We start from the raw sequence: 14379 nt of genomic DNA, 5'->3' as shown, positions 1-14379 counted from the left end.
CTTCATCCGTACCTCGCAGACAAACACAGAACAATCGTGCAATCGGCGGGCATTCTGGCTTGGCAATTCACAACAATCGCCTCACAGCTGCGGGACAGCGGTAGCCTTGCACTACACTTTCCCCGTTGCCTCCGGTGGCTGATCCCCACCGGAACCGACAGCGCCCAAGCATCATAGCATCGGGGCAAGGCTGCCCCGCCGTGGCTTTATCAATAGTCATTGGGAGGGGCACGGCACCGAAATCAGGTCTTACTATGGGTGCGTTAGCATCGAGCAATTCGTACCCCACGCTCCCAATGGTTTCATCGTCTCGTTTGGTTCGGCAAAAAGAAATTGTTGAAGTGGTACTCGGCAACGGCTGGGACTACATGCGGCGACTGCTCATGGGCGGCAAAGCCGATGAGCCAGAGATTCCGCCCCCGGCGGTGCTGCGCAACATTTTGACCGATCTAGGGCCGGTATACGTCAAGCTAGGTCAGCTGCTCAGCACTCGCCCCGACCTCATGCCCCCGGCCTACATCGAAGAACTCAGCCGCCTCCAAAGTACGGTGCCTCCGGTAGACCCTACCGAGATCGAAGCCCACATTCGTCAGCACTTGGCCCGCCCTCCCGAAGAACTGTTTGAGCGACTCGACTATCAAGCGATCGCCGCCGGGTCCATCGCCCAAACCCACAAAGCCATTCTGAAGGACGGTCGCCCGGTGGCTCTCAAGGTGCAGCGCCCCGGCATTGAGCGCCAGGTCGATCGCGATATGACCCTCATTCGCGATGTGGCCCGGCTGGTGTCGGCGACCCAGTTTGGCCAGCGCTACAACGTCGTTGATCTGGCCGAAGAATTTGCCGAAGCGATCAACGCTGAACTCGACTTCACGACCGAAGCGGGCTACACCGACCAGCTGCGCCGCAACCTCTCTAAAAGCAATTGGTACGATGCCGACCAGCTGATCGTGCCGCAGATCTTCTGGGATCTGACCAACTCCAAAATTATGACCATGGAGTGGCTAGAGGGCACCCCGCTGCTCAAGGCCGATCTGATGGTCGAAGATGCCCACAGCGACACTATTGGGGTCCGGGCTACGGCCACCACCCTGCTCTTTCGGGCGTTCTTTAAGCAGTACTTTGTCGACGGCTTCTTTCACGCCGATCCCCACCCCGGCAATATTTTCTACCTTGAGGATGGCCGCTTGGCCCTGCTCGACTGCGGCATGATGGGCCATATGGATCCGCGCACCCGCAACACCATGACCGAGATGGTGCTGGCTATTGCCAACTGCGACGCCCAACGCTGTACCCAGCTCACCCTTCAGTTGGCTGAGCCGTTGCAGCCGGTCAACCTGGCCCGGCTAGAGAGCGACTACACTCGCCTACTGGGCCGCTACTATGGCCTCAGCCTGGAGCAGATCAACACCGCCGAAATCTTTGGCCAAATTTTGGCGGCGGGCATTCGCAATAACCTGCGCTGGCCCGCCAATGTGGGACTGTTTGCCAAATCGCTGGCCAACCTGGAGGGGGCCGCCCGTCTGTTCAACCCTGGCATCAACCTGCTCGACGAAGTTCGCCCCCTAATGCCCGACCTGTTTCGCCAACAGTTAATCGGCGACGATCCGTTACAGGCGCTGCTGCGTACTGGGCTAGAATTTCGGAATTTGTCGCTCAGTTCGCCGCGCCAGGTCGGCTTTTTGCTCGATCGCCTCAGTTCAGAGCAGCTCAAGTTTAGTCTCAGCATTCAGGGGCTCGACGACCTCCGCCGCAGCATGGATGACGCCTCCAGCCGCCAGTCCTTCAGCATTGTGGTAGCGGCTTTAATTATCGGTGCGGCGATCGTGGCTACCGGGCGACAGTCGCCCCAGGGGCAGATTCTCAGCATTGTGCTGTTTGCGGCGGCCAGCTTCTTTGGCCTGTGGCTGCTGTTTAGCATTGTGCGCCCCCGGCGGCGGCGGTAGCGGCTACCTACCCTTTTTGGGCTTTGTACTTCTCTTTAAACAGAGCCTGCTGAAGTTTGTGATCGACGATAGGGGCTGGGTAATCACCGCGATCGCCCTCAGCAATCTTCCCAGTCACCAGGGCTTCGGTATCTAGCGATCGCAGCTCGGGCACCCACTGGCGAATGTACTCGGCTTCGGCGTCAAACTTTTGGGCCTGGCTAGCGGGGTTAAAAATTCGCAGGGGTTTAGGATCCATCCCGCTGGAAGCACTCCATTGCCAACCGCCATTGTTGGCCGACAGATCGCCATCGACCAGATGCTGCATGAAGTATTTCTCGCCCCACTGCCAGTTGACGATCAAATCTTTGGTCAGAAAGCTGGCCACAATCATGCGGCAGCGGTTGTGCATCCAGCCGATTTCATTGAGCTGGCGCATGGCGGCATCGACAATAGGGTAACCGGTGCGGCCCTCGCACCAGGCGGCGAAGTGGTCTTCGTTATTCACCCAGGGAAAGTCTTTGAGCGGATCCCGGTAGGGACCATCGGCCAGCTCGGGGAAAAAGTACATTACATGCTGATAAAACTCGCGCCAGGCCAGCTCCTGCTGCCAGGTTTGAATGTTGTTGTGGGTTTCGTCGCTGCGCGATCGCCCGTAGGCAGCCTCGGCAGCGGCCCACACCGTACGAATGCCCACCGCCCCAAAGTTCAGCGCTGCACTCAGCCGTGAGGTGCCATCGACAAAGGGAAAGTTGCGCTGCTCATCGTAGGTAGTCAGGGCGCTATTGCCCGAGCAAAATTCCTCCAGCCGCTCCAGCGCTCCCGGCTCACCCGGCTCGACGGGGAAACCGTTCGTCCAGACAAATCCCAGATCTTCAGCTGTGGGCAGATCGATACAGCCCGCCGTTTGAGCCGCCGTCATCTGCTGGCGGCTCAGAGCCTTTAAGCCTTGGGGAGCCGGGAGGGGAGCCGCCTTTGAGCGCTTCACCCAGTTGCGCCAAAAGGGGGTGTAAACCGTGTAGGGGTCACCGGCTCCGGTGCGAATCTCCCCCGGTTCGTGAAGCAGCTGATCCCAAAAGGTGGTGCGAAACTCAAGGCCCGACTCCTTGAGAGCGTCGACAACCTCGGTGTCCCGCTGGCGCGAGTAGGGCTCGACATCGCGGTTCCAGTAGACGGCGTCGGCCTTAAGCGCCTTCGCTAAAGCCGGGATTTTCTCCTGGGGCTTGCCCTGGAGAATCAGCAGTTGCCCCCCCGCTTTGGCATAGCTCTGCTGCAGCGCCACCAGGCAACCCACCATATAGGCCACCCGCGCTGGGGCCACGGCATCGCCCCCAAGAATGCCGGGATCGAGGCAAAATACGCCAATGAGATGAGGGGTGCGATCGCGCGCCGCAGCCAAGCCCACATTATCTCCCAGGCGCAGATCGCGACGGTGCCAAAACAAAACTAACTCGGCCATACCACCCGTCCAGTGCCCTCAGCAAACCGATTTAGTATAACGACATTAGCTTTGGAGGTTGGGCAGCTTCTATCATGGGGCAAATTCTAGTCCCACTGAGTTTAAGGAAATCTCCCATGCTGCAAAGCAAACAAATTATCATGCGCACCTTCAATGGCTATCTCGACTTCTTAGCCGAGAGCCAGCCTACCCTTTCCCCCGATGCCGCTTGCCAAGTTGCGGCCCTTCTCACCCAGGCCGAGTTCAACCTCCAAATTGCCGAAAACAGCCGCAAGGCCTAGGAGGCCAAGCAATACCAATCCTGGCGGCGGCGCTTTTACCGCCAGAGTAGCCCCACCAATCGGCTGACATCACCCGCCGGGGCATCAAATGCACCTACGCGGTGTAAACGGGTTTTATGTATCGTCGCCGCTAGCAGGGCAGGCAATCAGGGCCTGCCCCATTTTGTCGGCCTTTGCTCTAGCCATACTTGACTATTCGCTCTCTGGCCACTGTCTGACGTTTAGGATCCTGGCAGGGTATAAGCAAACCAATCCATTACTAATCGGTTTGATTACGAATCCCGTTCAGCCAGGGGCGAAAAAGGCAAGACAGTCTTCAGGTTTTCCCGTAGTATCAAGATTGTGTTAGATCTGCTCAGAGCAAACCCTGGAAACGTTATCCCAAGGCTGTTCTGTAGTTTATAGATCGACGTAGAATCTGTATTTGACGAGAGGATAGCACCATGGCCACCTTTAAGGTTACGCTGATCAACGAAGCTGAAGGTCTTAACCAGACCATCGACGTTGACGACGATACCTATATTCTTGATGCCGCTGAAGAGCAAGGCCTAGATCTGCCTTACTCCTGCCGGGCTGGGGCCTGCTCCACCTGCGCTGGCAAAATCACCGCTGGCACCGTTGACCAGTCTGATCAGTCTTTCTTGGATGACGACCAAATTGGTGCTGGGTACGTGCTGACCTGCGTTGCCTACCCCACCTCTGACTGCACCATCCTCACCCACCAAGAAGAAGAACTCTACTAAGTTTGATCGATTGATTCTGATGCCTTGATGCAGTAAGTATCAATCTTCAACCCAGTGTTCTGACGATTAAAAAGGCGATACCTAGGTTTCTAGGTATCGCCTTTTTAGGTTATTGAGCGTTGTGCCACTGCGGGGGTTCACGCCGACTCGATCACACCCGTTGAGGGAAATGCCTAGCTAGCTAAACATCCCCCTCAAGGAGGGTCTGACACCAAATCCAAGTTATATAACCCCGATGACAAAAAGGCCCATTCGTAGGGGCGAATTGGCATTTGCCCGACACTATTTCGGGGGTAGCCAAGTCGGATGCGGTATGAGCCATTAAAACTATGGTTATTTAGCCGCCGCAACGCACTCTTCAACCAGAGCCGCCACTTTATCGACATTCTGCCAACCCAAAATTTCGGTTACTTTCTTCTCCAGATTTTTGTAGGAACGAAAGAACTCGGCAATTTCGTCGAGCCGGTGGGGGGCAACATCGTCCAGCGACTTAACGTGGGCATAGCGAGGATCTTCGTCGGGTACGCAGAGAATTTTCTCGTCGCGATCGCCGCCGTCAATCATTTCCAGCATGCCAATGGGGCGCGCTGCAATCACGCATCCCGGGAAAGTGGGCTCATCCATGAGTACCATGCCGTCGAGGGGATCGCCATCGTCGGCTAGGGTATTGGGCACAAAGCCATAGTCGTAGGGGTACTTCACTGACGAAAACAGCACCCGATCCAAGATAAAGGCGTTTAGATCTTTGTCGAATTCATACTTATTTTTGCTGCCGCCAGCAATTTCGACCAGCACGTTCAGCAGCCCAGGCTTGGGCTGGGCTGGAATACGAGATAGGTCCACAACGATACTCCACTGAATACTATATTGACGTTACAGAGATGGAAGCAAGCCCTAGACCCCTACGCTGTTTGTAGGGAATAATCGCCAGGCTGTGGCCACTGCCCTTCCGACATAGTATTCTACGGGGCAGCGACCCATTTTCCGCACAGTTGGGGCCATTGCCCCCAAAGTTTGGGCCATAGCCGCGATCACAGCTCCTCGTTACCAACGGGCGCTGTGACTACCGTGAGTAAGGCTCTAGCGTCCTGCCGCAGCAGGCACCGCAAAGGCCGGTGGCCGCTCAAGTTCTGCTGTAGCTGATGAGAAGTGGGCAACCATAAACAGCGGCAGCGTCAGCGTTAAGACCGCAATTAACACACCCAGTACTGAGGAAGGACTCGGAGGCTCCCCCGCAGGGGTATCAGGTTGACTGGCAGAATCCATACAGTGTAATAACTGAAATCAACAAGGGATAACTGTCTGAGGGTAAAGGGCAAAGCCCCGAGGCCCAGACCATCCCGCAACCTTGAAACCGTCATTGGTAGGGCTCGGTTGTGAAACCACCACCATCATGTGCTCACCATGGTCGAGATTATCGACGACATTGAGGTGCAAAACGGTTCCATTAAAACCATATGCCAGGTTATAGCAATCAATCCATGACATTAATCACCCCTAAGGCTTAACCTACCGGTTAGATTCATCCTCGAAGAATTGACCTATAGGGTTAAACCAGTTCTTTAATCTAACATTCCCGACGGGGTTGTGAAATTACGGATATCACTGCGTAACTAGGTCGCGGGGCAAAGGGCTAAAAACGGCTCAGAGACCAGGGTGCCAGAATGCCGTCCGTCTTGGTTGCACATCTGGGGCCGCTTTGTCAGGTTTAGTGTGGCTCAGTGTGCCCTGTAAAGGAGCGTACCAAAGGGCGATCGCACCGGGGTAAGGTGTGCTACAACCTTGGCAGTGTTACTTGGGGATAGGGCGTGAGGGGCGATCGCAAGCAGATTCAGCGGCGGATTCGATGGCGCAATCTATCGGGATTAACCGTGGTGATGTTTGGCGTCGGGGCGATCGCGGGGCTCAGTGCGTCGCGCTGGTCACCCACCCCATCGCCCGGCGCAGGCGGCGAGATTACTCCGGCCCTCACGCTGCGGCGGGTGCCCCAGCCCGTGGCCTTTAATGGTCGACCCCAGCTTGATCCACTGCCCAACGTTGAAGAAGTTTGGGAATGCCAGGTGGCGATCGTCGGTGGCTCCCTCGGCGGGATCGCCGCAGCGGCCCACGCCATGGCTACTGGGGCCACCACCTGCATGATCGAAGTGGCCCCGTGGCTGGGGGGGCAGGTTAGCTCCCAAGGGGTGTCTGCCCTCGATGAATCTCTGCGCATGCGCCAGGCCAATAACCTTGCGCCTAGTTGGCAGCGGTTTCGCCAACTGATTAAGCAACAGGTCGCCGAACTGCCTGCCTGGAGCCCCAATGGCTCGTCGCGATCGGTCGCCGACATCAACAGTTGCTGGGTTGGGTCGCTGTGTTTTCCACCCGAGGCCGGGGCCAAGGCCGCAGAGCAATTTTTAGTCGATACCAACCCCAGCGCTCCCAACAGCCGCTGGGCCACTATGACAGCCTTCAAAGGGGCCGAATTTGACGCAACGGGTCGTCGCATTACGGCAGTGTATGGGGTGCGGCGCATTCCTAAAGACCCGAACTATCAACCTGTGGGGCGGCTCTCAGCCGAACTAGCCAACTGGTATAGCTGGTCGCCCACCGCCGAGTACGATCGTGTGCCGGTAAAGCTGCAACCACCCCCCGGTGAACGCATGATTGTGATTGACGCTACCGATACAGGCGAACTGGTGGCCTGGGCCAAGGTACCCTACCGCTTGGGGTCTGAATCTAAAACCACCACAGGCGAACCCAACGCCGCCGCCTTCGACAACCCCGACTGCACCCAGGCGTTTACTTACCCCTTTGCCGTTGCCATTCATGACGACGGGGGTGACAGTCTCGCGGCCCTGTCCCGGCTATCGCCGACCTACGGCCTGCACGAGCACCAGTCGGTCTATGACCTGGAGGGGTTTCCCTTTTTTACGGGCAAAAGCGTGTTTAACTATCGCCGTATTGTCAGCCAGACACGCAACAATGCCTACACTAGCACCCCAGCCCAGGGGGATATCTCGATGATCAACTGGAACCGGGGCAACGACTGGAACTGGATGGATCCGCCCCTTGTGCTTAAACCTGATGACCTAGAAGCGTCGGGGCAGCACCAAAACTGGATGGGCGGCCTATCTCAATCGGCTCTCAAGTTTGGGGAAGAGCACGCTCTTATGTTTGCCCGTTGGCTGCTCGAAACCCAGACGGAGCAGACGCTTACCTACCTCTATGGGGCCAATAGCCCCATGGGGACCCGCTCAGGCCTGAGCATGGTGCCCTACTTCCGCGAAGGCCGCCGCATTTTGGGCCGCGCTGCCTACGGCCAAGATGAGTTTATGATCCGCGAGAATGATCTGCGCATCGGGTTTCCCAATCAGCGCAACTTTAGCGCCACCGCTGTCGGCGTAACTCACTACGCCATTGATATCCACGGCTGTCGCTATCGCAACTGGCACCCTTCTGGCGATGCGGTCAGTGCCCCTGCCCAAGAACCCAAAGTGAACCCAGTAGAACTTCCCTTAGAAAGCCTGATCCCTCAGGGGGTAGATAACCTGCTCATGGGTGGCAAGGCATTGGCCGCGACTCACATCGCCAATGCCTCAACCCGAATTCACTATGGCGAGTGGCAGGCCGGAGCCGCTGCTGGGGTCACCGCTGGCTGGTTGGTTTCACCCAATACACCGGTAAATGACCCAGCGGAGGTGATCCCCAGCGGCTCAATGGGGGCGCTGCAAGATGCCATGCGTCTTCAAGGACTCCGACCCCATTGGTAAGCAAGCCCTCAGCTAGGTAAAAGAGAGCTACACTTCATTGTTCCCGCTCCCCTGGCAAGCAGGCTAGGGTAAGGGGCAACTCTGGTGTATCCATACGCTCATTCAGCAATGCCAGAGGATGGGTTGACCCATTGAGAGTAAACCGTAACCCGGGGATTTATTAACCTTAAAACTCGGGCTCGTGGCTGCTTTGGACCCCGGCGCGGTGCATTGCTTCGCTAATGCACTCTACAGCAACTCCTCTCTTTGAAGCTTGACAAACCACTAGTCAGCGCTGAGGTTGCTGCCATTGAACAAGGAAAATACCTGGCGGCAGCACTGCCGCAGCCGTTCTCGGCAGGTTGGGTCGGGCATGACCTCTCCCGAGAAGGCCCAGTTATCGATGGTAGATAGGCTCCAGCGCTTACCGCGATGGTCAAAACCAGCTAGGTCAAGGCCAATAACTCGACGGGCTGAGGCCTGAGAACGCTGGGGATCGCTGTTTGACTCTGGGTCGGTGTAGAGGCGAATCTGCACGAGCAAACTACGACACTGAAATAACCGACTCACCCCCGGAAAATGAAATCCTAGATCAATAGAGTCAGGATCTACCAAGTCGCGGGTGTCAGGATCATTGGCCCAGGGCTTGAGGTCGGCCCGTAGGTCGGGCAACTCAGCCTTGAATAGACCCACCACGGCGGCAATTTTGCTGGCAAACTCAATGCTGTTAGCCTGTTCTGCTGCGTTCACGCGACCTGCAACAAATAGATAGGAGTCCTAAGCATAGAGCAGTAATTCCCCTCCAACAGTCAACTGGGTAACGCCTAATCGAACTTCCCAACGATCATGGCGATGCGCTAGCAAGCTTTTACAGGTTAGGTGCTACAACGCCTCGACAGACATCGAGCATGCGGTGATCGTTGTCGCTCAGAGTATCAATGGCGTGGAAGCCACTGAGATTGAAAGGATCTAAGCCATCCAACGTGTCAGTCGTAGCTACCACCGGGCCATCGGCTAGAGCCAAGCTGTAGGAATAAGCGTCTTGGTCATAGCTATTGATGACGGTCATAGCCATTTCACTGCCCTGCACCTGACCGTGAAAGCAGTCGAAGGAGGAGCTGGGATAATATAGCGCCCCGTAAACGCGATCGCCTGTTCGTTCTAGCACCACATACCCTTGACCAACTTGGTCGGGCTGGGGGTTTTGGCCAAACAGATAGCGACCCGCTTCAGAAATCCTGGGGGCGGCAGCGGTTTGAGCCACAGCCGAAGCTTCGCTTACTTGAGCCTGGGCAGGTGCTTGGGAAACGACCCCCAAAGTAGCTACCGCCGCAGTGGCCAGCATGAGGGGAGCTAGGGGAGCGCGATCGCTGCTCCTTCCCTGGCTCGAAAACGATTTTACCAGGGAGGAAAACAGCGTGGATTGAACTATTTTGGTACCCATTCTATTGACCCCCTTTAATTTAGTTTTTAGTCTTGCGCTAGTTACCCGAAGCACCAAACCGTGGCTAATGCTGATCGCTTCGGAGGGTTGCGCTACGGTCTTTTCAGACCCTTTACCCTGTTTTTAATGTAGTAGAGTCGGTGAACTAGACCTACGTTTCAGCCACGAACCGTAACAACTCTTTTTAGTGACAAAACCTAGTTTGAAATCGGTCTATCCGATCGCACAGCGTGATTGACTCAAGACTTAATCCAGCATCGTTCACTACTTGCTTTGCCACTAGACTTAGTTTTAGGCCTAGGCCGCGATCGTGCATCTCTCAATAGGCCAGCTTGGCAACTGGTCAAGGGGAATAGAGGGGCTCAGATTGGGCAGTAGAGAGCCGATAGTCAGGGTAAAATCATAGGTAGGAATCGGTTTTCAGAGGTCTATACGATGGCGATGGAGGGTTCCTCCACTTCCTTTGATGACGTGCGGGTGCCCCTCAAGCTGCTGCTATTCATTGACAAGCGGCCTAGCCTGGCCCGGCAGGTGCGGCAGATCAAGCAGTATCTAAAGACCTTAGAAACCCACTTTGAGTTCAATCTTGATGTCGTCGATATTGGTGAGCAACCCTATCTTGCCGAGCACTACAAGCTAGTTGCTAGCCCTGCCCTGATTAAAATTTCTCCCGCTCCCCAGCAAATGCTGGCCGGTAGCGATATCGTCAATCAGCTAGAGCGATGGTGGCCAAAGTGGCAGCAAGAACACCTCGATACCCTCAACACAGCCGAAACCGACGCCGATAACGCCACCAACCTGCCCCCAGATCTAGAGTCTCCCTTCACCTACTCAGCTGAGATCATGAAGCTGACGGACGAAATCTTTCGTCTCAATCAAACCCGCGAAGAGCTAGAGGCCCAGCTGCGCTTCAAAGACCGCATTATTGCCATGATGGCCCACGACCTGCGCAACCCCCTGACCGCTGCCTCGATTGCCGTGGAAACCCTGGAACTAGGCTATGCCCCCAACCAAACCCGCAACCTTACCCTCAGCCCAGAGCTGACTGGGCAGCTGCTGAAACATGCCAAAACCCAGATCCGGGCGATTAACCGCATGATTACCGATATTCTCAAGGCCGCCCGAGGAGCCTCAATGGAGCTCCAGATCGTTCCCCAGGAGCTAGATTTACCCTCCTTATGCCTAGAGGTTGTCGAGGCCTTTCAAAATCGACTGTACGAAAAACAGCAGCAACTCACCACCGAAATTCCTCAAGATTTACCCACGGTCTATGCCGACGGCACCCAGGTTAAACGGGTAGTCACCAACCTGCTTGACAACGCTATCAAGTACACCCCAGTGGGAGGCAACGTCTCGCTCATTGCCGTTCACCGCACCACCCAAAAAGTACAGGTTGCAGTGATCGATACCGGCCCTGGCATTCCCGCCGAAAATCGCGACAAAATTTTTGAAGAAAGCTACCGTCTCCAGCGCGATGTCACCCAAGAAGGCTACGGTCTGGGCTTGGCCCTCTGTCAACGCATTATTCGAGCCCACTACGGCCAAATTTGGGTCGATTCAGCACCAGGAGAAGGCAGCTCATTTTACTTTACCCTGCCGGTTTATCGAGCCTAGAGGCTGGGTGATACATTCGGCACTGTCTTACCACTGCTCTGCTGACGCTAAACCCTGCTACCTATGGCAATATAGGGGCCATGGCAAAGCGTTTTTTGTACTACCTCAGCCCCAGGGTCTGGGTCAATAGCTTAGCGGTCTACAGCAACGGTCGTCTCTGGCAGGATGTGAAGCGTCAGGCGGTGCGATCGCGCTGGGCCGAAGTCGCGGCGGCGATCGCCTTTCTTTGGCTGTTGGGGCTGTTGGGGCTTAGCGTTGTCCTGCTCGATCTCAATCAGCGCCAGCCTTTACCGCTAGGGGTGCTGGCCCCAGCTCGCAGTCTTCAAACCGCTTTGGCCATCGTTGAGGCCGACAGTACAAGCCCCTCACTCAACCTGTGGGGCCTGGGGATCATCAGCTTAGGCACCTGGTTTTGCCTGGTGATCGGCACTCAAAAACTAGTGCAGTTGGTCGTGACAGTCTACAGCAGCGAGCCAAGGCGAGATAGTAGCTGGCGGGCTGCTTTGCTGCCCTGGGCCATAACGTTACTGGGGCTAGCCATTACTGGGAGTGTGGTAGCCCTGGTCGATCGTCCGTGGCTTGGGTCTCAGGCGGGCTTAGCTCAATGGCTGGGGTTGTTGGGGCGCTGGGCCTTGGCCCTAGGTAATGTAGCCCTTGGGCTGGGGCTAGTCTACCGGCTAACCCCTCGGCGCTGGGTGCCGGGGCTGCCCCTAATCCCAGGGGTCAGAGTTACCCTAGGGCTAGGGTTAGGGCTGCTAGGATTGCGGTGGGTAATCATTCACTGGCTGAGGGGCCAAGCTTTAGCCTATGGATTGTTGTTAACCCTAGGGCTTAATTTGGTGGTGCTGTATGGGTTAATTCTGCTGGTGCCCATAGGAGCCCAGGCTAACCTCAGCTCTCTGCGCCACCGCAGCCCTAGCCGCCCCTGGGTCACCCCTGCGGTCGCACCGCCACCACCCTCTTTTGACTCATTTAAGATCAACCGTCGCCAGTGATACCAGCTTGGCAATCGCTCAAGGGTAGGCTAACCCCCTAGCGAATGCGCTGTAGGCTGCTGACAATGCCCAGTCCAAAGCACACCAAAATCAATAGCCAGATGACCAAACCTGGCAAAAACGCCAACACCGACATCCCCCGCAGCAGCCACACAACGGCAGTCAGCCCAAGTGCCCCTAAAAAAAGCTTAGTGAGAGGTTGCAATGGATAGCGACGACGGCCCATAGCGCAATAACTCCAATGTGTAAAGCTTTCACTGGGCTAGGAAGAAATCCTAAGAGACTTAGTAAAAACACCGTAATGATACTACAGCCGTCCCCACTCCCGGCGATGTCTGACGTTTAATGGTAAAGCCAGCGGTACAGCGGTAGTATGACCCCAATGACCGTAGCTCTACATTCAGAGTAACGGCATTACGGGGGTTGGGATAGCCGGCGGAGCGCAATTTAACTCCTGAAGAGCAGCTACTCCTATCTACTGTCGCGCCCGCTGGGCGAGTGACTACCCCCATGTCCAAGTCTAGGTCGCATTGTTAAGAGGAGTTGAGCCGTGGTTGTCAGCAATGTACAGGTAGCCCGCAATGATAGACCAGCAAACGATTTTTTAGCTCAGTTTTCTGCTGGCGATCAGGTGGCCCTGCTCAGGGGAGATGTGCTGCTACAAGCACTGCCAGGGCAGTCAGAAGGTTCGGTCACAGCCCATATGTATGTGCCCTTGGGGCGACCTCAGATTTGGCCCCAGGTCACCAATTACAGCTGTTGGACTCAATTTTTCCCCAACATCGTCCACAGCGAAGTCCTCGAAACTGTAAAAACGGCTTCCCAGCGCTACCGTCGCCTTTACCAAGTGGGGCGCAAGGGATTTATGATGATTTCTGCCCAGGTCGAGATTTACCTAAAGGTGGTTGAAACCGCCTGTGAAGCCATTCAGTTTCGCCTTGAGCGGGGCACGTTTTCCCATTTTGCGGCCGATTTACACCTGCAAGATTTTAACCAGGGGACGTTGCTAAGTTATTCTGTGCAGGCCGCCCCAACGATTCCGGTACCGGCGTTTTTAATTGAGCAGGCCATGAAGACCGACTTGCCAGGCAACATGCGGCAAATGCGGCGGGTATTGTGCGCCCGCTATGGTGTGGTTTAGCTAGCGATAGCGCTCTACAAAGGCCCGCCCCGCTGACATAGCCGCGCTGCTAGTGGTGTAAAACGTGCCGTCGCTGAGCACATCTAGCTCGGGGTTGACAATCCAGCATTGGTAACCCCGATCTTTATTGTGGCTGACACCAATAATCCAGCCGGTCATGCCTGAAATTTGCACTACTGAATCTGCGTCCATGGCCGTATGCTCCCGTGGGCCTGAGACTCGTGACCTTTCTAACCGTTGAGCGTTACCTGGCCTAGGTACGGTTTAACGGCAGAAGCTGCGGTGCTATGGTAAACCAGATTCTTTTTGGGATTGGCAAAAACGCCGACTTTCTTCTGATTTACCTAGCCGTCTAATCGCGCCAGCGCCTCGCTAACTTACCATGGCAAACCAAACCCTCAATCTCGACGATCGCCTCTACCGCTACCTACTCGACCATTCGGTGCACGAACCGGAGGTGCTGAGAGCCCTGCGCCACGAAACCGCACAGCACCCGATGGCCCAAATGCAAATCGCCCCTGAGCAAGGGCAATTTATGGCCCTACTGGTGCAGCTTTTGGGGGTGACTAAGGCGTTAGAGGTGGGTGTGTTTACGGGCTACAGCGCGCTGCGGGTGGCGTTGACCATGCCCCCAGAGGGCAAACTGGTGGCCTGCGATGTGAGTGAAGACTATACGGCGATCGCCCGCCGCTACTGGGAACAAGCCGGAGTAGCCCACAAAATTGATCTGCGTATTGCCCCGGCTACCGATACCCTAGCCCAGTTGATTGAAGCTGGCGAAACCAACAGCTTTGATTTTGCTTTCATTGATGCCGATAAGAGCGGCTACCCTACCTACTACGAGCAGGCGCTGCAACTGGTAAGGCCGGGGGGATTGATTGCCCTAGATAATGTGCTGTGGTCGGGCCGGGTAGCCGACCCCACCGTGCAAGACAGCCGTACCAATACCCTGCGCCGCCTCAATGAAGCTATCCATAGCGACGATCGCGTCGTCGCCAGCCTAGTGCCTATCGCCGATGGTCTCACCCTAGCCATGAAAAAGTTCTAAA

15 protein-coding genes and 1 riboswitch are annotated in these 14379 nt (G+C 56.0%); of the genes, 8 read left to right on the top strand and 7 right to left on the bottom strand.

The window, feature by feature from the left end:
- Window positions 1-26 precede the first annotated feature (26 nt).
- Window positions 27-174, bottom strand: a riboswitch (cobalamin riboswitch).
- Window positions 175-296: 122 nt separating this feature from the next.
- Entirely contained in the window at window positions 297-1943 is a 1647-nt protein-coding gene (locus tag RRF56_RS23205; protein ID WP_317035522.1) for an AarF/ABC1/UbiB kinase family protein, read from the top strand.
- 7 nt (window positions 1944-1950) lie between these two features.
- On the opposite strand, the gene RRF56_RS23200 is transcribed toward RRF56_RS23205, so the two are convergent.
- A complete protein-coding gene (locus tag RRF56_RS23200; RefSeq protein ID WP_317035521.1) occupies window positions 1951-3381 on the bottom strand; it encodes an FAD-binding domain-containing protein in 1431 nt (476 codons plus the stop codon).
- 116 nt (window positions 3382-3497) lie between these two features.
- On the opposite strand from RRF56_RS23200, the gene RRF56_RS23195 reads away from it, so the two are divergent.
- Together RRF56_RS23195 and RRF56_RS23190 are read left to right on the top strand one after the other, a co-directional pair.
- Window positions 3498-3662, top strand: coding sequence for a hypothetical protein (locus tag RRF56_RS23195; RefSeq protein WP_317035520.1), 165 nt, complete (start codon window positions 3498-3500; stop codon window positions 3660-3662).
- A gap of 443 nt (window positions 3663-4105) precedes the next feature.
- Window positions 4106-4405 (top strand): ferredoxin, encoded by a 300-nt coding sequence (locus tag RRF56_RS23190; RefSeq protein WP_317035519.1) that lies wholly within the window; start codon window positions 4106-4108, stop codon window positions 4403-4405.
- A 333-nt stretch (window positions 4406-4738) separates the two neighbouring features.
- Here RRF56_RS23190 and RRF56_RS23185 read toward each other — a convergent pair whose 3' ends face one another.
- Complete coding sequence (locus RRF56_RS23185; protein WP_317035518.1) at window positions 4739-5248, bottom strand: inorganic diphosphatase; 510 nt, start codon at window positions 5246-5248, stop codon at window positions 4739-4741.
- A gap of 237 nt (window positions 5249-5485) precedes the next feature.
- Complete coding sequence (locus RRF56_RS23180; protein WP_317035517.1) at window positions 5486-5671, bottom strand: hypothetical protein; 186 nt, start codon at window positions 5669-5671, stop codon at window positions 5486-5488.
- A 542-nt stretch (window positions 5672-6213) separates the two neighbouring features.
- Here RRF56_RS23180 and RRF56_RS23175 point away from each other — a divergent pair.
- The gene (locus RRF56_RS23175; protein WP_317035516.1) at window positions 6214-8157 is read left to right on the top strand and encodes an FAD-dependent oxidoreductase; all 1944 of its coding nucleotides are present in this window, start codon (window positions 6214-6216) and stop codon (window positions 8155-8157) included.
- A 264-nt stretch (window positions 8158-8421) separates the two neighbouring features.
- Here RRF56_RS23175 and RRF56_RS23170 read toward each other — a convergent pair whose 3' ends face one another.
- Together RRF56_RS23170 and RRF56_RS23165 are read right to left on the bottom strand one after the other, a co-directional pair.
- Window positions 8422-8886 carry a hypothetical protein gene (locus RRF56_RS23170; RefSeq protein WP_317035515.1) on the bottom strand — a complete coding sequence of 155 codons (465 nt, stop codon included), beginning with the start codon at window positions 8884-8886 and terminating at the stop codon, window positions 8422-8424.
- Between the two features lie 118 nt (window positions 8887-9004).
- Window positions 9005-9580 (bottom strand): hypothetical protein, encoded by a 576-nt coding sequence (locus tag RRF56_RS23165; RefSeq protein ID WP_317035514.1) that lies wholly within the window; start codon window positions 9578-9580, stop codon window positions 9005-9007.
- Window positions 9581-10021: 441 nt separating this feature from the next.
- Here RRF56_RS23165 and RRF56_RS23160 point away from each other — a divergent pair, with 441 nt between their 5' ends.
- Window positions 10022-11194, top strand: a complete 1173-nt coding sequence (locus RRF56_RS23160) for a histidine kinase (protein WP_410510677.1) — start codon at window positions 10022-10024, stop codon at window positions 11192-11194.
- 80 nt (window positions 11195-11274) lie between these two features.
- Window positions 11275-12189, top strand: coding sequence for a hypothetical protein (locus tag RRF56_RS23155; protein ID WP_317035512.1), 915 nt, complete (start codon window positions 11275-11277; stop codon window positions 12187-12189).
- A gap of 37 nt (window positions 12190-12226) precedes the next feature.
- On the opposite strand, the gene RRF56_RS23150 is transcribed toward RRF56_RS23155, so the two are convergent.
- Window positions 12227-12415, bottom strand: coding sequence for a hypothetical protein (locus RRF56_RS23150; protein ID WP_317035511.1), 189 nt, complete (start codon window positions 12413-12415; stop codon window positions 12227-12229).
- Window positions 12416-12739: 324 nt separating this feature from the next.
- Between RRF56_RS23150 and RRF56_RS23145 the strand changes: the two genes are divergently transcribed.
- Window positions 12740-13330, top strand: a complete 591-nt coding sequence (locus RRF56_RS23145) for an SRPBCC family protein (protein WP_317035510.1) — start codon at window positions 12740-12742, stop codon at window positions 13328-13330.
- On the opposite strand, the gene RRF56_RS23140 is transcribed toward RRF56_RS23145, so the two are convergent.
- Window positions 13331-13522: a hypothetical protein gene (locus RRF56_RS23140; RefSeq protein ID WP_317035509.1), complete on the bottom strand. Its 192-nt coding sequence runs from the start codon at window positions 13520-13522 to the stop codon at window positions 13331-13333.
- Between the two features lie 190 nt (window positions 13523-13712).
- Between RRF56_RS23140 and RRF56_RS23135 the strand changes: the two genes are divergently transcribed.
- Window positions 13713-14378: a class I SAM-dependent methyltransferase gene (locus RRF56_RS23135; protein ID WP_317035508.1), complete on the top strand. Its 666-nt coding sequence runs from the start codon at window positions 13713-13715 to the stop codon at window positions 14376-14378.
- Window position 14379 lies beyond the last annotated feature (1 nt).

This window comes from Nodosilinea sp. E11, from assembly GCF_032813545.1.
In the GTDB taxonomy this organism is placed as follows: domain Bacteria; phylum Cyanobacteriota; class Cyanobacteriia; order Phormidesmidales; family Phormidesmidaceae; genus Nodosilinea.
Note: the sequence above shows the minus strand (reverse complement) of the source record. Positions and strands in the feature narration are given on the sequence as shown.

Coding starts and splice junctions, on each gene's coding strand:
- RRF56_RS23205 (WP_317035522.1), top strand. CDS start 297: ATGGTTTCATCGTCTCGTTTGGTTCGGCAAAAAGAAATTGTTGAAGTG.
- RRF56_RS23200 (WP_317035521.1), bottom strand. CDS start 3,381: ATGGCCGAGTTAGTTTTGTTTTGGCACCGTCGCGATCTGCGCCTGGGA.
- RRF56_RS23195 (WP_317035520.1), top strand. CDS start 3,498: ATGCTGCAAAGCAAACAAATTATCATGCGCACCTTCAATGGCTATCTC.
- RRF56_RS23190 (WP_317035519.1), top strand. CDS start 4,106: ATGGCCACCTTTAAGGTTACGCTGATCAACGAAGCTGAAGGTCTTAAC.
- RRF56_RS23180 (WP_317035517.1), bottom strand. CDS start 5,671: ATGGATTCTGCCAGTCAACCTGATACCCCTGCGGGGGAGCCTCCGAGT.
- RRF56_RS23165 (WP_317035514.1), bottom strand. CDS start 9,580: ATGGGTACCAAAATAGTTCAATCCACGCTGTTTTCCTCCCTGGTAAAA.
- RRF56_RS23160 (WP_410510677.1), top strand. CDS start 10,022: ATGGAGGGTTCCTCCACTTCCTTTGATGACGTGCGGGTGCCCCTCAAG.
- RRF56_RS23155 (WP_317035512.1), top strand. CDS start 11,275: ATGGCAAAGCGTTTTTTGTACTACCTCAGCCCCAGGGTCTGGGTCAAT.
- RRF56_RS23150 (WP_317035511.1), bottom strand. CDS start 12,415: ATGGGCCGTCGTCGCTATCCATTGCAACCTCTCACTAAGCTTTTTTTA.
- RRF56_RS23140 (WP_317035509.1), bottom strand. CDS start 13,522: ATGGACGCAGATTCAGTAGTGCAAATTTCAGGCATGACCGGCTGGATT.
- RRF56_RS23135 (WP_317035508.1), top strand. CDS start 13,713: ATGGCAAACCAAACCCTCAATCTCGACGATCGCCTCTACCGCTACCTA.